This is a genomic window from Pseudopedobacter beijingensis (genome assembly GCF_042678145.1).
Lineage (GTDB): Bacteria > Bacteroidota > Bacteroidia > Sphingobacteriales > Sphingobacteriaceae > Pseudopedobacter > Pseudopedobacter beijingensis.
The window spans coordinates 1-21,489 of record NZ_JBHUDG010000045.1 but is presented as its reverse complement, the minus strand read 5'-3'; the positions used below and the strand labels follow the sequence as shown (position 1 = coordinate 21,489).

The 21,489-nt window shown below is 34.1% G+C and carries 11 protein-coding genes; 10 read left to right on the top strand and 1 reads right to left on the bottom strand.

The annotated features are described in order from the left end of the window. Positions 1-100 precede the first annotated feature (100 nt). The 6 genes from ACFSAH_RS15510 to ACFSAH_RS15485 all read left to right on the top strand — a co-directional run bounded on the left by ACFSAH_RS15510 (position 101) and on the right by ACFSAH_RS15485 (position 15,728). The gene (locus ACFSAH_RS15510) at positions 101-2,053 is read left to right on the top strand and encodes a T9SS type A sorting domain-containing protein (RefSeq protein WP_379663653.1); all 1,953 of its coding nucleotides are present in this window, start codon (positions 101-103) and stop codon (positions 2,051-2,053) included. A gap of 322 nt (positions 2,054-2,375) precedes the next feature. After that, the gene (locus ACFSAH_RS15505; RefSeq protein WP_379663652.1) at positions 2,376-3,326 is read left to right on the top strand and encodes a hypothetical protein; all 951 of its coding nucleotides are present in this window, start codon (positions 2,376-2,378) and stop codon (positions 3,324-3,326) included. A 31-nt stretch (positions 3,327-3,357) separates the two neighbouring features. After that, on the top strand, positions 3,358-6,567 hold the full coding sequence (locus ACFSAH_RS15500) for a SusC/RagA family TonB-linked outer membrane protein (protein WP_379663651.1): 3,210 nt from the start codon (positions 3,358-3,360) through the stop codon (positions 6,565-6,567). A gap of 11 nt (positions 6,568-6,578) precedes the next feature. After that, complete coding sequence (locus ACFSAH_RS15495; protein ID WP_379663650.1) at positions 6,579-8,354, top strand: RagB/SusD family nutrient uptake outer membrane protein; 1,776 nt, start codon at positions 6,579-6,581, stop codon at positions 8,352-8,354. 79 nt (positions 8,355-8,433) lie between these two features. Further along, positions 8,434-12,210, top strand: coding sequence for a hypothetical protein (locus ACFSAH_RS15490; RefSeq protein WP_379663649.1), 3,777 nt, complete (start codon positions 8,434-8,436; stop codon positions 12,208-12,210). Between the two features lie 248 nt (positions 12,211-12,458). Further along, a complete protein-coding gene (locus ACFSAH_RS15485; protein ID WP_379663648.1) occupies positions 12,459-15,728 on the top strand; it encodes a beta-galactosidase in 3,270 nt (1,089 codons plus the stop codon). Positions 15,729-15,843: 115 nt separating this feature from the next. On the opposite strand, the gene ACFSAH_RS15480 is transcribed toward ACFSAH_RS15485, so the two are convergent. After that, the gene (locus ACFSAH_RS15480) at positions 15,844-16,860 is read right to left on the bottom strand and encodes a LacI family DNA-binding transcriptional regulator (protein ID WP_379663647.1); all 1,017 of its coding nucleotides are present in this window, start codon (positions 16,858-16,860) and stop codon (positions 15,844-15,846) included. A gap of 269 nt (positions 16,861-17,129) precedes the next feature. Between ACFSAH_RS15480 and ACFSAH_RS15475 the strand changes: the two genes are divergently transcribed. The 4 genes from ACFSAH_RS15475 to ACFSAH_RS15460 all read left to right on the top strand — a co-directional run bounded on the left by ACFSAH_RS15475 (position 17,130) and on the right by ACFSAH_RS15460 (position 21,102). After that, positions 17,130-17,807, top strand: coding sequence for a 3-keto-disaccharide hydrolase (locus tag ACFSAH_RS15475; protein WP_379663646.1), 678 nt, complete (start codon positions 17,130-17,132; stop codon positions 17,805-17,807). Positions 17,808-17,822: 15 nt separating this feature from the next. Continuing rightward, the gene (locus tag ACFSAH_RS15470) at positions 17,823-18,755 is read left to right on the top strand and encodes a hypothetical protein (RefSeq protein WP_379663645.1); all 933 of its coding nucleotides are present in this window, start codon (positions 17,823-17,825) and stop codon (positions 18,753-18,755) included. A 70-nt stretch (positions 18,756-18,825) separates the two neighbouring features. After that, positions 18,826-20,250, top strand: coding sequence for a Gfo/Idh/MocA family protein (locus ACFSAH_RS15465; RefSeq protein WP_379663644.1), 1,425 nt, complete (start codon positions 18,826-18,828; stop codon positions 20,248-20,250). A 99-nt stretch (positions 20,251-20,349) separates the two neighbouring features. Then, positions 20,350-21,102, top strand: coding sequence for a glucosamine-6-phosphate deaminase (locus ACFSAH_RS15460; RefSeq protein WP_379663643.1), 753 nt, complete (start codon positions 20,350-20,352; stop codon positions 21,100-21,102). The last annotated feature ends 387 nt before the right edge of the window (positions 21,103-21,489 follow it).

Sequence of the window (21,489 nt, the reverse complement as noted above, 5' to 3'; positions counted from 1 at the left end):
TCGGTGATTTTTCAATAGAAAACGCTTAAATACAGGTATTATATATTTAGATTTAGATAACCAATCAAACTTTTAGTTTTTTATCTAAAACCTAATCAACATGAAAAGAAAATTACAAATTAGTACATTAACCGTATTATTTATGCTGTGTTTAACAGCTGTTGTATATGCACAATATCCGCAGTATATATCTGTAAAAAGTGGGAATTGGGATAGTCTCGATACATGGGAATATAAGCTTAATGCTGGATCAACGAGTGCTACACCTACAGCAAAACCAGGGACGGGGAGCCATATAACTATTAAAAATGGACACTCAGTCGCAATAACAAGTTCTGTTAATACTGCAGGTATCCATATTGAAGAAGGTGCTGTCTTATATGCTAAAGGAGCTAGTTCTACTACCGGTGTTACTTTGTCAATAATTAATACTACGGATAATGTACCGGAAAATTTCATTGTTAATAACGGAGCTATTTTTTCAGGAAATATATCGCCTTCGATAGGACATATAAGGCTACAGGTACAACTTAAAGTGAAAAAATTTACTTTGATGGGCACAGGAAATACTTATTTAGGACGGATTTATGCAAGGGGCGGGAATGCCAATCAGCTTGAGGTAGTAATAGATCAAGATGTTATTTTAAATGAATCTAATCCTTCAGCCGCATTTTCTGCCATGGATGCTATAGTTAGTCCTAATAATCAGCGAACTGAGAATGATAATGTGACATTTACTATTAATGCAGGCAAGAAAGTGGAGTTAGCAGCTGAGGCGGCAATTTCTCCTTTTCATCATTCTTCAGCAAGTAATACTATTGGAGGAAAATATACCTACAATATAAATGGGATATTAGATTTTAGCAAAAGTACTGCTATATCCTACTTTACTCCAAATACATCAGATGATGCTCTAGCTACGATAAACGTTTCTGGAAAGTTGATTTTAGGGGAGAAATTCAGGGCTAGTGTTTCAGGGACTGAATTGGTTGAAAAAGAGAGGGTTAATGTGAATGTGTTAGGTGCGGGGGAAATAGATATCACTAATACACAAACATTGACATTGGGTAGCGTGTTTTTTAATCTAGGTGAGAACTCCGCAGTGCTTAAATCTATTGCTAGTAATGAAACTTTTCAGTTTCCTATAGGTACAAATTCTTTTTATATACCTTGTAGCATTAAAAATAACAGTGACTTCGCAAATACCTATAAAATAGGTTTGAAAAATCTAATAGATGATCCTTCTGTTGATTTGAGTAAGTCTGTGAACCAACAATGGAATATTGTACAAGGAAATGTAGGAAGTTATAATGTGAAGTTTACATGGCCGGAAATGAACCAGGGAATTGATTTTTCATCGACAGCTAAACTGTTGAAAAAAGATATATCAGGCTCAGAATGGATATCTTTAGGTACTGTTGTACCTGAAGTTGATGGTGATTTACAATCTTATACAGTAACAAATTTATCTAAGGGTGGAGTATTTGTAATTGGAGAGGGACCAATAGTTACTCCATTAGATTTATTAATATTTGAAGAAGTTAAGAACATATCTAATAACCTTACAAAGCTAAGGTGGGTTACAGCAAATGAGCGAAATGTTTCACACTTTATTATAGAGCGTAGTTTAGATGGCATTACTTTTTCTCAGTTAGATCAAGTTATGGTTAAATCAGGAGGAGGGTCTAAAGAATACTTTTTTACAGATACAAAGGTAGAAGGGATGGTTTATTATAGATTAAAATCTATTGATAACGACGGTAAAATATCAGCAAATAAAATAATTTTCACAGGTAAAGTAAGTGATGGAGTTAATATAAATATCTATCCCAATCCTGTGAGCTCTAAACTTATAATATCTGCAAAAGGAGACAAGTCTATCCAATCTGTAAAAGTATTAAATACACAGGGACAGTTAGTTTTTAGTCAATTATTATATGGCTTAGACCAACGATTTGAAGTAGATATGACCCTATATATGCCAGGGGTATATGTAATATTGGTAGAGAATATAGATGGGGTTAGAGACAGTAGAAGAATTATTAAATTATAGGGATAGGTAAAGTTATTATGTAGCTGTTTTATTGAAATTGGTGGTTAGAGAAAAGGATTTAGTTTGACTAGATTCTTTTTGTTAATAGATGTTAAAAAAAGAGTGAGATTTACTATTTAGTAATAGTGTATTTTAGGTACAGTTATCAGTTTAAATCTTACAAATTTAAATTATCGAAAGCGTTCTCGGTACTTTTGTTAGCAAAATTCTATGATTAAGAGCTAAATATTAATAACTTCAATTATATAAACCTATAAACCTTATGTAGGTGCAATTGTTTTAAAAATAACCTATTATCAATACAGAAATCAAAACCTTAAACATGAAAATTAAATCATTTTGTTTATTTGCTTTTTCGTTCATATCATGTACTTTAAATGCCCAGGAGATGCGTACCACTAAATCGGGAGAATGGGGAGACATGAGTATTTGGGAACGTAAATCAGGGGAGGATTGGAGGAGTGCAAATGATATCCCTAGAAGTGCCTCAAATGTTACTATACAAGCTTCCCATACAGTAGTCCTGACTCAGGAAATAGCCCCAACCTGTTCTAATTTGACAATAGAAAAAGGAGCTGTTTTAAAAGGGAAAGGAGGACCAACATTAAGGATAGGTACAGGGAAAAACTCTCCAGAGTTCAAACTCATTAATAATGGTGTTATAGAGTCTGGAGCTAATGTAGAAGAAGGGTTGGTCAGGTTAGATGTCTTTAATACAGCGAAGAAGTTGATAATTTCAGGTGAGGGAGAAACAAACCTTGCCAGATTTGGAGTAAGAGGGAGTAATCCCAATAAATTGGAAGTTGTTATCGACACAGATTTAAATATTACTGAGAGAATATTGACGTCAAATTTTTCAGCGATGGATAATGTCGTGGATAGAAGATCATCTACCGATGACATTACTGTAACAATAAATAAGGGAAAAATAGTTAAAATTATAAATCAATCAACATTTCATTCTCCAACAGCTTCAGTAGAAAAAGGAGGAAAATACACCTATAATATTTTAGGAACGTTAGATATTTCTCAAAATGGTAGCGCCAATCATTTGGTTTCGGTCGCAGGAAATCCTGAATCAGCAGTTGATTTAAATGTCGGTGGTCAGTTCATTTTAGGGCAAACTTTTAATGTTATAAATAAAGAACCTTCTGCAGGAAGAGTTTCTTTAATTATTCAAGATGGTGGACTTGTAGATGCTACAAAAACAAAAAGGTTGACACTAGGAGCAAACCAATTTAAAATAGAAGGAACCGGTATTTTAAAACGTTAACAATTTTATAAATCAAAATAATTTTTTTGCTATGAAGATTTTTTTCGTAGGCATGCTACTCCTTTGTCTGAATTTTTCACTTAATGCACAAGTAAGAGATGTAACAGGAATTGTAAAAGATTCTAAAACCAAAGAGGTTTTACCTGGTGTATCCATAGGGTTAAAAGGTGGTAAAGTAGGAACTCAGACAGATATAAATGGATTTTTCAGATTAAGAGTTGATAATGCATCATCTCAAATTCTTATCTGTAGATATTTAGGCTATAAAGAAATAGCTGTTAATGTTGAAGGTAAAAATCAAGTGGAAGTTCTATTAGAGTCAGAGAGCCTTCTTTTAAAAGAAGTAGTATCTATTGGGTATGCTACTGTTGATAGAAGAGATGTAACAGGGTCTATATCTTCTATATCTGAAAGACAGCTTAGAGATATCCCTATCAGTTCTGTAGAGCAGGCATTAACCGGTAGATTAGCGGGAATTCAGGTAACAACCTCTGAGGGAACGCCAGATGCAGAAGTGAAAATCAGAGTTAGAGGAGGAAGTTCCATTACTCAGGATAATGCTCCAATTTACATTATAGATGGAGTGCAGGTGGAGGAAGGGCTGAAAGGAATGGCGGTTCAGGATATTGAATCTATTGATGTGTTGAAAGATGCTTCAAGTACTTCTATATATGGCGCTAGAGGAGCTAATGGAGTGGTTATTATTACTACCAAACAAGGCGTAGCAGCAAGAACGAAAGTAAGCTATAATCCTATTTTTGGAGTTAGTAAAGTTGCTCGTACTCTAAGCGTACAATCTCCTTATGAATTCGTTCTCTATCAGGATGAAAAAAGTAGATTGTCCGAAAAAGATAGTTTGGGGTTCATATCAAATTATGGGAATGATTTGAGTATTTATAAAAACTATCCTTCTATAGATTGGCAGGAGCAAATGTTCGGTCGCAATGCAATTCAGCAAACCCATAACTTAAGTATTTCAGGAGGAGGGAAAGATACCCGTTTTAACCTAAGTTATACCAATAATAATCAGGATGGGATTATGAAGAAATCATCTTATAAAAGAGACTTGGTGAATCTTAAATTAGATCATACATTAACTAGTAAATTTAAGGTTGGGGCCATTGTAAGATATAATAGAGAAACGGTTAATGGAGCTGGAGTCTCCAGTACATCAAGTTCAACCTTTAATTTATTAAGGAATACGATTAAATATCAACCAATGATAATTTCTGATACACCATTAGATTCTTATGATGAGGATTATTTTTTGGAAAGTGGTGGAACCTCCTTTGCACTAATTAATCCTATTGCATTAAACAATGCAAAGGAATTGATTAGAAAGAATAATATGCTTAATGTCAACGGGAGTCTAGAATATAAATTCAATAAAGTGTTTTCTTTTAGGTCTATATTCGGTTTTAACTTTATGGATCAGTCGAGAGATAATTTTGATTCAGAAATAACTCCTCAGGCAAGATATACAGGGGATAGAAAAGCTATGTTAGGGAAAATGACATCTAGCCGTAGAACATTTAATAACTCAAATGTTTTTAATTACAATAATACCTTTAATAAGGTACATCGATTGAATCTGTTACTTGGACATGAGTTATACAACATATCTTATGAAAGTTTGGATGTAAGGATGAGGTTTTTCCCTCATGGGATTACAGCAGAAAAAGCTTTAAATCAATTAGGCTTAGGAGAAGTTCAGGATGGGTATCCAAGAAATGATGCTTATGAAAGCAAAGTAGTTTCATTTTTTACGCGGGCAAATTATACTTATAAAAACAGGTATTTGTTTACTGCAAGCTTAAGGGCAGATGGATCATCAAAATTTGCTCCATCAAATAGATGGGGGTATTTTCCGGCAGCTTCTGCGGCCTGGCAAATAAGTAGGGAGTCTTTTATGAAAGGAGTGACAACTGTAACAGACTTGAAGCTTAGAGCAAGTTACGGTCTTGCAGGAAATAATCGTATTAAGGATTATATGTATATGGGGGCGTTTATGAGTGGGGCAAATTACTATTTGGATAATAAGTTTGTAAATGGGTATTACTATACAGATTTACCCAATGAAAATCTGAAATGGGAAAAAACAATCTCGAGAAATCTGGGCGTAGATATGACTTTGTTTAAAGGACTTAGATTTAGTATAGATGCTTATAGCAATCTTACAGATGATTTGTTAATTGATTTACCCATTCCATCGAGTTCGGGCTATAGTAAACAACTACAGAATGTAGGGAAAACAGAAGCCAAAGGTCTAGAGATTCAATTTGGGGGAGTTCCTCTTAGAACTAACGACTTTGTGTGGAATACAGATTTCAATATTGCTTTTAACCGAAATAAAGTGAAACGTATTTCGGGGTGGAAAACATCGCAACTTTATCAGTCAGGGGTCTTCAATGGGCCTCCTTCAGATTATATTTTACAAGAAGGTTCTCCGGTGGGTTTAATGTACGGATATGTAACGGATGGTTTTTATACAGTTGATGATTTTGATTACGATGCAGCTACAAAAATATATACATTAAAATCAGGTGTGGTAAATTCATCTTCAGTCGTAGGGCTTGCCCAGCCAGGAACAATGAAGCTTAAAGATTTTAGCGGTAATAATAACGTAGATGCAGAAGATCAAATGGTAATAGGTAATGCAAATCCTAAGTTCTCAGGAGGATTAAATAACCAGTTTAAGTATAAGAACTTTGACTTGAGTGTGTTTGTCAACTTTGTATATGGAAATGATGTATATAACGCCAGTAAGTTAGAGTTTTCAAATGGTTATAGCCGTTATACCAATATGTTAGAGCTAATGAACGATAGATGGAGAACGGTAGATCCGGATGGTGTAAAGGTACAGTGGTTAGAAGGGAATATTGTGAAAGGAGCTGCTCCCGAGGTGCTTTCTGCATTGAATGCTGATGCAAAGATATGGCAACCAGGAACTACGACAGCATCAGGGTTCTTACCCAGTTCGTGGGCAATTGAAGATGGTTCATTCCTAAGATTGAACAATGTTACTTTAGGTTATACATTATCTAATGATTTGCTTAAAAAGTTGAAACTTTATAGTTGTCGGCTATATGTAACGGGAACAAATTTAGCCTTATGGACGAATTATACAGGGTATGATCCTGAGGTAGACACAAGAAGAGCTACTCCATTAACTCCTTCTGTAGATTATTCTGCTTATCCACGTAGCCGTTCTTTTTTGTTTGGACTAAATCTTACATTATAAATTAATTGAACATGAAAAAGGTAAGATGTTTTTTTATTATAAGTCTATTTATGTTTGCAGGCTTAATCAATTTCACCGCTTGTAAACACTATTTAGATATAAAACCTTCTGCTAAATTAGATGAAGAATATGTGTTTAGTACTATTAGTGGTGCAGAAGCAGCAGTAATAGGAATTTATAGTCAATTATTAATTTATCAGAATGGACCTATAAGGTTTTTTCCATATACTGCCGATGACGTTATGGCTAATTATAACGGAGCATTAGATAATGCAATGAGATCTATTCATAGGTATGATTTAAGACCATCAAATACTCAGTTAGGACCTACTTTTGATGGACTTTATGTGGGGATAGATAGGGCCAATGTATGCATAAGGGAAATACCATTAATGTCTATGTATACTTCAGGTTCTATACAGCAGCAAGAGGGTTTAAAACGACTTTTGGGAGAGGCATTAACATTACGAGCATTGTTTTACTTTGACTTGATACGTAATTGGGGGGATGTACCGGCATCTTTTACTCCTGCCAGTGAACAAACTGATTTATTTCTGGAGAAAACAGACAGACAAATTATATATGATAGAATCATTAAAGATTTAGCACAGGCCTCAGAATTATTGCCATGGAGGAATGATGCGGGAATAGATGTTAATGAACGTATAACCAAAGGGGCAGCCAAAGCATTAAGAGCAAGAATAGCACTGTATGCAGGTGGATATTCCCTAAGGAAAAGCAGAGTTATGGAAAGAGTTTCTAACTGGAAAGATTACTACAGAATAGCCAATCAAGAGTGTAAGGATTTGGATTTACGTAGAGATAAACATACGTTAAATCCATCTTTTGAAGGTGTTTTTAAAACTTTGACTTCTTATAAGATAGAGCCTAATGGAGAAGTGATTTTTGAAATAGGTTTTAGTGTCAATAACGCAGGTATGTTAGGTTATTTTGATGGTCCAAGATATCAGTATCCAGGCATGATTTCATTGGGAGGGGCAGCACAAATCTTTTTGACACCATCGACATTTTATGCTTTTGAAGAAGAAGATCAAAGAAGAGATGTTACAGCAGCGCCTTATCAAACAAATTTTATAACATCAGTGAGGATAGGACGACCCCTGTCCACTTTGCCTATAGGAAAGTTTAGGATTGACTGGACAAATCCGGCATTAAACTCAGGAACATTAAGTACAGGAATAAATTGGCCAATTATTAGGTTTTCGGATGTTCTTTTAATGTTGGCAGAAACGGAAAATGCTCTCCATGAAGGACCTACAGCTGATGCTGTACGTGTGTTTGAGGAAGTGCGAACAAGAGCATACGGAGGAGATGCAACGGGTATAGGTGCTACACCAACAAATGAGATCGATTTTCAGGAATCTATAGAAAAAGAACGTCTTTTAGAATTTTCAGGAGAAGGGATAAGAAAGTATGATTTAATTAGATGGAATAAATTGGCGGCTAAAATAGAAGAGACCCGAGAGGAATTAATAAAAATGAGAGATAAAACGACTCCATATAAGACAACGGAGAAACCGTCAAATATGAGATATATGAATAACTCATTTGAATTGATATGGCATAGTGCAAGCTCTTTTTATGCAGCGACACCTTCAGGATCTTTACCTAGCGGATATGCAAATGTTGGTTGGATTAGTTCAATTACAGCTGCCGTAGTAGAGGGGTATGCTCCATTTTTTGAAGCCAACAAGAATGAATTGTTGCCTATACCGCAAACGGCAAGAAATGTTAATCCTAAATTAACACAGGATTACGGGTACTAAGACAAGATTTAATCTAAAAAAATAATCTGTAATGATTGGCCGAAATAGCCTGTTTTTAGCTAATAATATTAATTTATACATGAAGATTCTTAAATTATTTGGATTGATAATTTTTATCATTTCACTGGTAATAAGGGCCGAGAGCTCTAGTTTAAATGATAGCTTACTCCTTTACGCGAGTTTTGATAAATATGCTAATAGAGCAGATTATGCAAATGGATGGGATAGATTTGGTGGCGGAGGTTATAAACTTATAAAAGGCTATAAAGAAAGTGCGGTTGATTTGCGTAATCATGGATTAGAGAAAGACTTCTGGAGAATAGAAAATAGCTATCTCCCTCATATGATGCAATTTCTTTTTTGGCCTCGTGGTAATGTGAATTACAGGCAGGGGACACTGGAGTTTTTCTTGTCTGGGCTAACCAACTCCGAATCAGAAATTCTAGGTTTTTTAGCACATCAACCATTAACACCCGAAATAACTAATGGAAAGATAACTAAAAACTATCAGCCTTTTGTTAGAATGTCTAATGGTAAACTAAGGTGGTATCTGGTGAGTTTAAAAGGAGAGCATATAGAAGGAAATATTGATTTGACGAAAATTGTCGGTTTCAAAAGAATCACCCCTAATCAATGGGTGCATTTTGCTATGCAGTGGTCGCCAGAAGGAATTAGTTTATATTTAGATGGACGTTTGTTAAAAACACAAGCTCTAAATGATGATGGATTGGCCCTGGTTTCTCAACCAAATAGAGCGGTAAATATTACTGGTGTAATATTAGATGAATTTAAAATTTACGATGCTCCTAGGTATGGGAAGTCTTTTGAGCCAGACTGGAACGGAAGCAGACCAGCAACAGCTTTTCCTGGAGTAGCAGAAGAGCAAGCATTGTCAAAAAAAAAATATTTACGTAATAAACCTCTATCTGGTGCTTTAATTTCAACGACAGCAAAAGTGTTTAAGTTAAAAAACTGGGAGATATCTCTTGATGAGAAAACAGGTGTATTAACAAAGATTTCTAACGGAAATATTAATGAGGACATTGGATCTGCATCAACAGGGTTACAAATTTGGCAAGGTACAGAGCGTAAGCCTTTATTAACCCCAAAAATAATAGGTGTGATTAAAGACAATGTAGGTACTTTGTTTTTTGAGCAATTATGGCAAGGAGATATTTCTATTGTGAATAAAATTTCGGAAGGTAAAAACGGGGAAGTTTTTTGGGATTTAGAGTTCCTTAATAAAGGAAACCAGAAACAAGAGTTAGAGGCTTTATTAGGTTTGCCAATAGCTTTCAAACCCAAAGATTTTTTCGATATGTCTTGGGAACAAACAAAGTTAGACATCCCTAGACGTAGAGACGAATATGTTTATTCTATACCGTTTGTAGCTGTTTCTAACGGTAACGAAGGAATTGGTGTAGGTTTAGATCCTAGTTGTTTGGTAAGTGCGTTAGTAGGAGAGTGGATGCCCGCAAGAAATGGACAAGCAGCTTTGATTAGACAAGGAACTCAGGTAGTGCTGGAAAAAAACGAAAAACAAAAGCTAAGGTTTATTTTGGTAAAATCTTCAGGAACCTTTGGTGTTAAAGATGCTTTGGCAGCTTATCAAGATGCTTTTCCAAAACTTTATAAACAACGTCCTGATGTTTCTAAATATAGTTACATGGGAACAAGTCAGCATTTTAGGTTTACATATACTCCAGAAATTTCAAGACAAATTTATTCTGGTAATCAATGGGGGCATTTGCCTTATCATACCAAAGGAGATTATTTAGGGAGAGAAAGATTTTGGGGTAGAGAAGACTTAAAAGATGATCCGAGTTATAAGCATGCAGCTAACAGCGAACGTATTAATAAAACTATTGAAAATCAGAGAAAGAACTATTTCAATAGAAATAAAGATTCTTACGATAATTATTATACGTTAATGCGTACCCATGATAATCCAAATTCTACAGCAGCGTTTATTGTAAGGGAAGTGTTACCAGGAGTAGATTTTAAAGACGATCCTCTTACCGCAGGTCAGTATTATCTACCAGGCTTTATTTATGTGAATGAGGCGAATAATCCTTTTGGTGAAATGTTAAAAGAAGATATGGTTGGAATGTTAAAATTGGCCGGTAAATATTCTACAGGTATCACAAATGATTTATCACAATGGACCTCTTATAGGTTTAATGATAAATTCGTTAAAGGTCAGCCTGGTAGAGCATTTTCTGTAGATAGAGGCGAATATTTGGTGGCTTCTGTAGGTGTAAGTAATCGCTATAAATTAATGGATAGTATTACTTTTAAAGGTAAAGCTAGAACAATGTGGTCTGATTACGGTGGAATTTCGTATTCCACAAGTGCCTATTCTTCTGCAAATGCAATTGAATCTGGAGAATGGTTCTACAGTTTAGGAGGTCTACAAATAGGTTTAGAAGTAGGCAGAAATATGTTAGGAGAAAAACCAATGACATTATTGTCTTCTTATGGATTAGATGATATTGGTTCCAGATTTAAAATTACAGATTTTACTCCCGCCACTTTAAGAGATTATTACCGTTTTGGTTTTAGGAGATTGATGTTGTCGGCTTTAACTGCAGGTTATTATTTAGATCCAATGACTATACATGGGAAGCTGTATAATTTCGAGACCAATCCTATTTTAGTAGAAAGCTTAATAAATGGTAGAAAAACTGTTGCTGCTATTAAAGCTAGAGATCCATTATGGGGAATAAGAGGAGGGGATGATGGTAAAGATATTTTGATTATAGGGAATAGTTCCGTTGATAAGGTGACTTCTGATGTAGAAGTATTTAATCAGTATTTTAAAACCGATGGACAATTTATTTGGGCACCTTATTTTGGGGGCGAATTAAATCAAAAAATAACCCAAGAGATATCAAGTTTAAAAGATGTAAAAGTTGAAGCACATGATGTGTTTGCAGTTAAGCCAATTGCAGCATTGATAGGAACAGAATCATCAAGCTTAAAGTCTTCGTGGAGTGGAGATGGTTTAACAATTAAAGTAGAAATTAATGCAAATCTAACCCAAAATGGAAAACTCAAGCTCGTTGTCCCCGTAGGTTATTACAGTGTTAAAAGTGTAAAAGTAAATGGTAAAGATGTAGCTATAGGTCAAGATTTTATTGTGAGTGTGGCTAAAGGGAAAAATCAAATTGAAGCAACTTTGCAAAACACAGTTTTAAACTTCTCATCAGAGCAATGGAGTGAGGTGAAATTGATTGATGGGGGAAAAACTAATTTCGTTCTATTATCTGGTAATACTTCTTATGAAAAAGGTACAGCTAATCAGCTCAATCTTTTCTTAAATCAGTACGATGAAGAGGATGGCATTGAAGGAAATTTAGTGGACGCTCCTTTTTATAATTCACCGGAAAATATACCTGCTTCTTTCGGAGGATGGAAATTAGATTTTAGAGTAGCTAAAACTAAGGTAGCAACTGGTGTAACTATCGATAAAGGTTCAAAAACAATTAAAGTAAATGGTAGTACTGCTGGTGAAGTAAGAAGAGCCACCATGTTGTTTATGCGCTTGGTTGATAATAAATATGCTCACATAGGAAGATTTATTCCTTTAGGTATAAATTTAGAAAGAGGATCAGGAAAAGTAACCGATCCAGAAAATGCCTGGAAGAAAATTTATAATCGTCGTTCTAAGGCATTAGCATTTTTCGAAACTTTTGAAGATAAAGATTTTTTAAATAAGCCAATCTTAAATAAAGAATCAGAATCACTTTATGTAAATGGTAATAAAAACTTTGAAGGAAAATATGTAGTTAAACGTTCTCCGTATCTTTTTGAGCCTACTTATTTTGATAACATGGCTTACGAATATTTCGACTAAAGTTTGAATTTTTTATCCCATTAGTGAGAATACAATAGAAGTATTTATACTAATGGGATTTTTATTTCGATTACATATTAATCACCTTTAAAAATTAAAGGTTTGGCAGTTACGAGGGCTTTAATTCCATATTAATCCTCGTGAGAGGGATTCTTGAAAAGCATTTTGTTAATAAATCAATTATACACGATATTATAAATATATAGATGAGGAGTTTATTTCTAAGCACCTGTTTTTTGCTTTTGCAGATGAATATCTTTGCCCAAGATTCTGTAGAAAAAAAACTAAAACTATGTAAGCAGGTTATTTCTGATAAAAAAGCAACAAACGCAGATCTAAGACAATTGAGGTCTTTTTTAATAGATGATGATTATTTGTTAAGAAAATTTGCTGCTTCGGCATTAGCTGCTGCTAATGATACCAGTAAAGAAACAATTTTAGCATTAACTAAAAATTTAGATTCTGTTGTTGATACCATGAAATGGGATCTGAACTTTGCAGATACTAAAGACGAGGTTACCCGGGCTTCGGCTGCATTTGCATTATTAAAACTAGGGGATAAAGGAAAAGCAGTTTTAAAATATAGAGTTCAAAATGCACCTTCGGTTAGAGGGAAAGCAGAAGCAATTATGGCACTTAGGTCATCTTCAGATCCAAAAGACACTATTGGCTTAGGAGCAGAGACTATTAAGATTTATAAATCTATTAGTCAAGTTTTAAATCCAAGCCCTGTGGTGAATTCAACATCTTTATTAAAAGACCCAGAGTTTAAAAATAAAGTAGTTACTAAAGAATGGGAGCTGGTTAAAAATGGTGCTAAAGGTAAAATTGAGTATAATAGTCAAAGTAGAACACCCGGTTCTGGAAGTCTTAAATTGGTGAAAGAATCTCATGATGGAGAGTTATATGTTAGAACTAATCAGACAATAAAGCTTACAGCTAAAGAGAAGTGTTTGGTAAGAATATACTTTAGAGCTGATGATGTTCCAATGAGTTCTACCTTTCAAATAGTTTTTGAAGATAAAGAAGGGAATATTACGGTTGGTGATGATAAGTATTCTGGCGAGGCACAAACTTTTATGAGAAACATGGCAGAAAGGAAGTGGAGTAAAAGATTAGCATATATTGAACCTAAAGAAACAAAAGAATATTATATAGGCTTTATTTTTAGAGGTAATGCGGGTACAATTTATGTGGATGATGTTACTGTTCCGGCTACTAATGTTAGTTTGAATTTCTTTCCAGTTGAGTCTCAGTTTAATGAAACCAATAGAGTAGTGTTAAGTGAACCAGTAGAATTAAAAAATGCAAAATTAAAGAAAGTAGGAGACAAGGTTAGATTAACATTTAATGATAAAGCAGTTGTTCCTGCTATGCATCATGTATTAGGACCAACAGGGCAATTTGCAGATTATGCTTTAATGGAGAGTATTGGAGGTATAAATATGCAGGTGGTGAGTTTGGACATGTTAAATAGGGATAAGGAATTTACTGATAGAGCAGTTTGGCCATCTGTAGGTAAATACGACTTCTCGGTAACTTTCGAGCGTTTAGAATATGCCATAGCTAATGCACCTAACACAAATATCATTTTAAATATCAATACATCTTGGCCACCAGATTGGATAGAACAAAATCCAGATCATACTTGGCAAAATATTAAAGGACAACGTGGTTATGGGATGACATCTCAACAATTGTTTATAGGATTTGCCGATGCACTGCCTTCAGGGGGGAATTTTAAATGGTGGCCTTCTCCTTTTAGTGAAAAAGCAATTTCTGATGCACAGGAAGTAGTAAGGTTATTTGTAAACGAATTAAAAACAAAACCATATGCAAATAAAGTGATTGGATGTCATATATCCGGGGGGCATGATGGGCAATTTAATACGAGTGGCAGGCCATGTTATTCTCCAATTGCAAAGCAAGCTTTTAGAGTTTGGTTACAGGACTTATATAAAACTGATGAAGAGCTTAGAAAAAGATGGAATGATAAATCTGTTTCTTTAGCAAATGCAGAAATTCCGGATTATTCTAAAAGAGGTAGTGTTTTTTCGTCTCTGTTTTACAATCCAGAAACAGATCAACGTTATATAGATCATACCCGTTTTCAGTCAGAACAAGGTATGATTATACGTGATCGTATGGCTGAAGCTTTTAAAAAGTATATGGAAACACCTGTTATTGGAATGACTTGGGTAATGGGTGGAGGAAGAGGACAGGGAGTACAAAATATTTTCTTCAACTCAAAAAATCTGGATATACTGGTAGGGCAACCTACTTATGCAAGAAGATTGCCAGGCTATATTGGTGGTATGCGTAATGTAGCCATGAATTCTTATAGAGAACACGGTAAAATGCTGTTTAAAGAATTTGATTTTAGAACATGGACTAGAAATTCAACAGATGAACTTTATGCCCAAAGACTAAGCAGTACAGAAGGTGCTGATGATTTTAAAATTGCATTTCGTAAAGAATTTATGCAAATGTTTGGTCAGGGAATGGGGTTTTGGATGTATGATATTGGAAGAAGTCATTTTAAAGACCCCGAGATGCTAAAAACGGTTAAAGAAGGGGGAAATCTATATCGTAAATATGAGTTAGAAACCGATGTAAGCTATAGATCGGATGTAGCTGTTGTTTTTGTGGACGAATCTTTACAATGGGAACGTAGAATTATAAATACTAATAATGGATTAACATTAGATGGGCATACCTATTTTAATGTTGCAGAAGCTGGGTTTACTTTCGATAACTATTATTTAGCTGATATTTTAAATAACCCAGATCTTCAAAAATATAAGCTTTATATCTTTAAAGACGCTTGGAAACTTTCTGAAGAACAAAGACAAGAGATAGAAAGAAAGCTGCAAAAGGATGGTAAGGTATTGGTTTGGAATTATGCTTCTGGATATATTGGAGACGGCAAGTTTTCTGATAAATATGTTAGTCAGTTAACTAAGATGGATGTTCTTTCTAAAAACATAACTGAATGGCCTGTTTTAAAAGCAATCAATAGTAATCCGTACATGAAAGATGTAGAAGGTAGAATAGGAACTTTAAATGCAATTGCTGCTGCTATGGGAAGAGGCCCTACAGTGCCTAGAAGTCCATTAAATATTCCACGATTCGAAATTAAAGAAGGAGATGGTGTAATTCCTTTAGCACTATATGAAGATAATAAAATTGCTATTGCAGCTAAAGAATTTCCAATATGGACAAGTGTTCATTTCGGTATGTTAGGTAGTTTAGATGGGAGAATATTAAACAATTTGGCGAAAAAAGCAGGAGCACATTGTTTTGTGGAGTCTGGTGTAGGGAATGTAGAGTTTAATGGAAAGCTCCTCGGTATTCATTTTGTTAAAAACGGAGATGAGATTGAAGTAAACTTACCTTATAATTCAAGAGTAATTGATTTTGATACTAAGGAAGTCCTTTTACAGCGAGGAAAATCATTTAAAATGGAGGCTACAGTAGGAGTGTCTAGATTTTTAATAGTTGATAATATAGATGATTAGGACTAAATTATAGTTATTTAATCATAATAGGTTTATATAACGTAATATTCGTTTTCTAGAAAAAAAGAATGCTATAATTGTCTATTAGCATTCTTTCTATTTTAAGCCTTGCTGTTTAACTTCGTATAGTAGACTCTCTGATTATTAGTTTGCCTGGAAGTATTTTTTCTTCTGCATGAAAATAGGTTTTTGTTATATGCTTGATCAATAATTCGCAACTGAGCTTACCAATTTCGTAAGCTGGTTCAGCTATAGTGGTTAGACCAGGTGTAATGATAGAGGACATGGGGTCGTTTGTAAAACCGATAATGCCTATGTCTTTTCCAATGATTATTTTATGTTTTTTTAGGGATTGCATAGCTCCAATGGCTTTTCTATCATTTACAGCAAATATCGCATCAGGCATATTGTTTTGCTGCAAAAGCCAGTCCATATCTTTTTCCCCAGATTCTTGTGAAAATTCTGAATGGATAATCCACTCTTCAGTTATTGGTAAGTTATTTTTAATCAGTGCTTCTTTATATCCATTAAGACGTTTTTCGGTAAAGGTAAGTCCCTTAGGTCCTGCTATATGGGCTATTTTTGTATAACCTCGTTCTATGAGATGTTCAACAGCTTCAAACGCACCATTATAATCATCTTGCATGACTTTTGAAGTATCTATAGTATCTATAACCCTATCAAAGAAAACAATAGGGACTCCATCACTTATAATATTTTCAAAATATTCAGATGAATTAGAGTCGGAAGATGCACATATCAATAAACCATCGAGATTAGAAATAGTGAGATCCTCAAGAATTTGTAACTCTCTTTGATGAGAATCGTTGGTTACATATAATGTGATATTATATCCTGAATTATAAGCAACCTCTTGTATTCCCGTAATAACCGTGGAAAAATAATAGTTTGTAATGAAGGGCAAAACTATACCTAAATTATGGGTGCTCCCTTTGGCTAGGCCGGTAGCGTTGAAATTTGGTTTGTAATTTAATTCATTAGCAAGATTTACCACTTTTTGTCTCGTTTCCTGATTAACATCGTAGGTGTCACGCAGAGCTCTGGAAACTGTAGATACAGAAATATTCAATATTCTTGCAAGGTCTTTAATGGTGATATTTCTACGTTTCATAATGTTTAGGAGGAGTAAGCTTAATAAAAAGTTTCTTAATTAGAATCTTAAGATAGGAAATAGTTATTAGAATAATAAATAAAATACATCAGTTAAAAAGAGGTTTTATTTCGAGAACGTTTCCATAGATTTAGTCAGCTATTTATATAAGTTACCATTTCAAAATGTATAGTTTTGGAAATACGAAGAAGCAAATAATCAATTTTAAAATACACTCCGATATGAATAAAATAGCTAAATGCTTTTCAGTATTTGTTATAATAATTTTTATGATATCTGACGCGACAATAGTATTGTCACAAATTAAAAATAATTGGGAGATATTGTTTGACGGAAAAGATCTAGACAAATGGCAGACGAATTCGGGTAAAGAGGTCAGATCTGATAGTTGGGAGGTTAAAGAAGGAGTTTTATCTCTTAAGCCAAATGATAAAGGTAAAGGCACTGGTAGAGATATAAATACTAAAGAGAAATATGAAAACTTTGAGTTGATTTTATCTTTTAAACTCACAAATAGGGCCAATACAGGGGTGAAATATCTGGTTAATCCTCTAAAAGATAAAAAAGGAAATCAAATGATGGTTGGTATAGAGTATCAGTTGATAGATGACATAGATTACCCTGCACCGGCAGAGTATAAAACACCAGAAGGGCTCACAGGGGCTGTATATTCTTTTTATCCAACCAATAAGAAGAAAAAATTTGCTGTATATGATTGGAATACAATCAAGATTGTAAAAAAAAATAGACATATAGAGCATTGGCTCAATGGAAAGAAAATTGTAAGTTATGAGATAGGAAGTCCCGATTACCTGGAGAAATTGGCCAAGAATAAGTTTAATCAATATTCTGACTTAGCTAATGTTAATTCAGGGTGTATTTCTCTTCAAGATCACGGAGATTTAGTGTATTTCAAAGATATAAAAATAAGAAGATTAAAATACTAATACATAAAATAAAACATGACAAGAAACTTCTTTTATTTATTACTTTTTATCAATGTATTTACATTGACTACCTATGCCCAAAATATGGTTGAATACAAGCCTAAATTTACAGAAGGCGTGGCTCTTTTAGTAACTGCAGGAGATTATAAAATTCGATTTGCAGAACGCATGAGTTGGACATTTAGAGATATAACTTATAAAGGGAAAAAAGTTAATGCTACCTCTGGCGCACAACAATCGGTACTGCATGAAATAAAAACGCCTGAAGGTGTAGATAAGTTTTTAGGAACCGGACATAGAAAGGAAAAAATAGAAAGTATAGAGGTAATTGTATTGGATAAGAAAAAGAAAGTTATAGGGGTTTATCCGGTACAGGAAGGAATGAAAATAACAGAAGGAGATAGTTATATAATTCATAAAAAGAGCAAATTTATATCAGAAATTGGAGGACTATATTATCTGCATGATTCTAAAATTACGGTAAGTAACAATGGGGTAATGCAGGATTATAAATTTCAAGCAGTATCTGATGACTATTCAAATGTAGATTTTATGTATGTATTTATGCATATTTTCCCCAAAAGCACTACTAATTGGATTGTCGGAGATAATAAAAAAGTGATTGAGAAGGGAGAGTTTTTATCCGATAAATCATTTACGTTAAAGAAAGATTTTCAGTTTTGTCTAATCAATAATCCTACAGAACAAATTGGAATTGCTATTATATACCCAGAGGTTTATGAAGGTATAGGGATGAAAAATTCTTTTTGGAACAGAGAATATGATAATAAGCATTACTTGAGAATCGCTCCAAAGAAAATAAAAGGTGAAGAGTTTTCTTATTCAGCTTTGATTAAGGTCTTCGAAACAGGTGAAGAGAGAACACTATTTGAATTAGAGGGAAAAAAAATAGTAGAAAAGGAAATAGGGAATAAAATTAATTTTTAATAAAAGAAGAATATTATTTCTAATATCAACTAACATAATACCTGCTTAATAGACTATAAAAATAACCAATATGAGTGCCAATAGAAGATCATTTTTAAAATGGGGTGGCTTAGCTAGCTTATCTCTGATAGGAGCAAGAATCAATACTTATGCAAATCCAGTTTTAGATATAAATCATGGTAATCCTCTGAAGAAGGAAGGTGCAGCTAGATTTAATATGTGTAATTATACAGCTCCTAAAATGGATAATGTAAGAGTTGGAATTATAGGAATAGGTAATAGAGGTAAGGGATTTGTTGCTAGACTAAGTAAAATAGATGGAGTTACTATACAGGGGCTTAGTGATATAGTGCCATCAAGAGTAGAAGAAGCAAAATCAAAATTAGATAGTAAATACAATAGACCAGTATCATATACAAAGAGTGCAGATGATTGGAAGAATCTTTGTGATCGTAATGATATAGATTTAATATACGTAGCGACTCCGTGGGCTTTGCATACCCCAATGGCTGTTTATGCCATGGAGCAAGGTAAACATGTGTGTGTAGAGGTTCCTGCAGCAACTAGTATAGAAGAAAGTTGGCAGTTAGTGGAGACTTCGGAAAGAACAAAAAAGCACTGTATGATGTTGGAAAACTGCTGCTATGATTTTTTTGAACTACTTACCTTAAATATGGCTAGACAAGGTTTCTTTGGAGAGATTATACATGGGGAGGGTGCCTATATACATGATTTATATGAAGGGAATTTTTCACGCAAGAAGTACGATTCTAATATGTGGAGATTGAAAGAAAATGCTTCTAGAAATGGTAATTTATATCCTACTCATGGTTTAGGACCCATCTGTCAAATAATGAATATCAATAGAGGAGATCAATTTGATTATATGGTTTCTATGTCAACTAATGATTTCATGTTGGGGAATAAAGCAGAAGAAATGGCTGCAAAGGATGATTTTTTTAAAGAGTATGTAGGTAAACCTTTCAGAGGGAATATGAATACCTCAACTATAAGGACAAAAAATGGAAAAACTATTATGTTACAGCATGATGTTACTTCACCAAGACCATATTCCAGAATACATTTAATAAGTGGGACGAAGGGATTTGCTCAGAAATATCCACTTCCGGGTAGAATAGCTATAAGTCACAATAGATTTTTTAATGAAAAGGAGATGAAAGAGGTGGAAGATAGATATACTCCTGATATAGTTCGTAAAATGGGAGAAATAGCTCAGTCTATAGGTGGACATGGAGGTATGGATTTTTTAATGGACTGGAGAACTATCGATTGTATTCGGAATGGATTGCCATTAGATCAAGATGTATATGATGCGGCTGCATGGAGTTCAATTATGCCTTTAAGTGCTGCTTCGTTAAAGAATAGATCCGGTTCTGTGGATATTCCTGATTTTACCCGGGGGAACTGGAAAACAAATGTGCCACTTAATCTGAGTTTAGAGAAGGGAGGCACTACAAAACTTAGAGGCAAATAGCCTTAAATGAAAACCTAATAATTCTTGAGAAATATTGAAAATCGATCTAGGAAAAGATCTGATAGGGTAGTCTTTTGTTTAAAAATTTAATAATTATCAATGAAAATCACTATTGAAAACAATAGTGTTGACTTAGGAAAGGTAGCTGGTAAAGAGGCAGCGAATCTTATCAACACTGCAATTAAAGAAAAAGGAGAAGCGAATATTATCCTTGCTACTGGAGCTAGCCAGTTTGAAACTTTAAACCAGTTAATATCAGAAGAAGTAGACTGGAGTAAAGTTACTATGTTTCATTTGGATGAGTATATTGGAATGCCAGAAACTCATAAGGCTAGTTTTAGGAAGTACCTTAAAGAACGGTTCCTTGAAAAAGTATCTCCATTAAAAGCAGCTCATCTGGTTAATGGAGAAAACCATTCGGAAGAGGAATGCGAAAGGTTAGAAAGTCTAATATTCAAGCATCCTATAGATGTGGCTTTGGTGGGTATTGGAGAAAATGGGCACCTGGCATTTAATGACCCCCCTGCAGATTTTGATACAGAAAAAGCATATTTAGTTGTCGATTTAGATGAAAAATGCAGATTACAACAACTTGGTGAGGGATGGTTTAAAACTATAGATGATGTGCCTTCTCAAGCAATAAGTATGGGGATAAGACAAATTATGAAATCAAAACACATTATTTGTTCCGTTCCCGATAAAAGAAAAGCACAGGCTGTTAAGGACAGTGTTGAGAATGAAATAAGTAATACTTACCCTGCCAGTATTCTACAAAAACATGCCTCATGTCATTTCTATTTAGATAAAGAATCCGCTTCTTTATTGTCCCCAGATATGATTTCTGCTTTATAAAATTTATAAATGAAAACGGATTTAAGAGCTGCTTCAATTTGAAACAGCTCTTTTATGTTTCTATTTTACCGTAGAAATGTTGTTTTCAGAGAGTCGGTAGGTGTGCAAGAAATACAAAAATGTGAAGGTATAATTATTGATACTTTCCAAAATAAATAATAAGGAAATGCATTAAAAATAAAAAACGTTATCATTTTTATGAGTGCAACTAAGATAAATTTCCATGCTAAATATTCCTGCAGTAGATTTCTTTCCAAAGGGAATAAATAACAAGCCCCTTTTAAGGGAGTGTAACGCGAACTGTGTCATTCCAAAATTAACGCCTCTCAAAATCCTCTATTTTCCTGAAGGATTCTTTCACCAAATTTAATAAATAGTTGTGAGAAT

Coding starts and splice junctions, on each gene's coding strand:
- ACFSAH_RS15510 (WP_379663653.1), top strand. CDS start 101: ATGAAAAGAAAATTACAAATTAGTACATTAACCGTATTATTTATGCTG.
- ACFSAH_RS15505 (WP_379663652.1), top strand. CDS start 2,376: ATGAAAATTAAATCATTTTGTTTATTTGCTTTTTCGTTCATATCATGT.
- ACFSAH_RS15500 (WP_379663651.1), top strand. CDS start 3,358: ATGAAGATTTTTTTCGTAGGCATGCTACTCCTTTGTCTGAATTTTTCA.
- ACFSAH_RS15495 (WP_379663650.1), top strand. CDS start 6,579: ATGAAAAAGGTAAGATGTTTTTTTATTATAAGTCTATTTATGTTTGCA.
- ACFSAH_RS15490 (WP_379663649.1), top strand. CDS start 8,434: ATGAAGATTCTTAAATTATTTGGATTGATAATTTTTATCATTTCACTG.
- ACFSAH_RS15485 (WP_379663648.1), top strand. CDS start 12,459: ATGAATATCTTTGCCCAAGATTCTGTAGAAAAAAAACTAAAACTATGT.
- ACFSAH_RS15480 (WP_379663647.1), bottom strand. CDS start 16,860: ATGAAACGTAGAAATATCACCATTAAAGACCTTGCAAGAATATTGAAT.
- ACFSAH_RS15475 (WP_379663646.1), top strand. CDS start 17,130: ATGATATCTGACGCGACAATAGTATTGTCACAAATTAAAAATAATTGG.
- ACFSAH_RS15470 (WP_379663645.1), top strand. CDS start 17,823: ATGACAAGAAACTTCTTTTATTTATTACTTTTTATCAATGTATTTACA.
- ACFSAH_RS15465 (WP_379663644.1), top strand. CDS start 18,826: ATGAGTGCCAATAGAAGATCATTTTTAAAATGGGGTGGCTTAGCTAGC.
- ACFSAH_RS15460 (WP_379663643.1), top strand. CDS start 20,350: ATGAAAATCACTATTGAAAACAATAGTGTTGACTTAGGAAAGGTAGCT.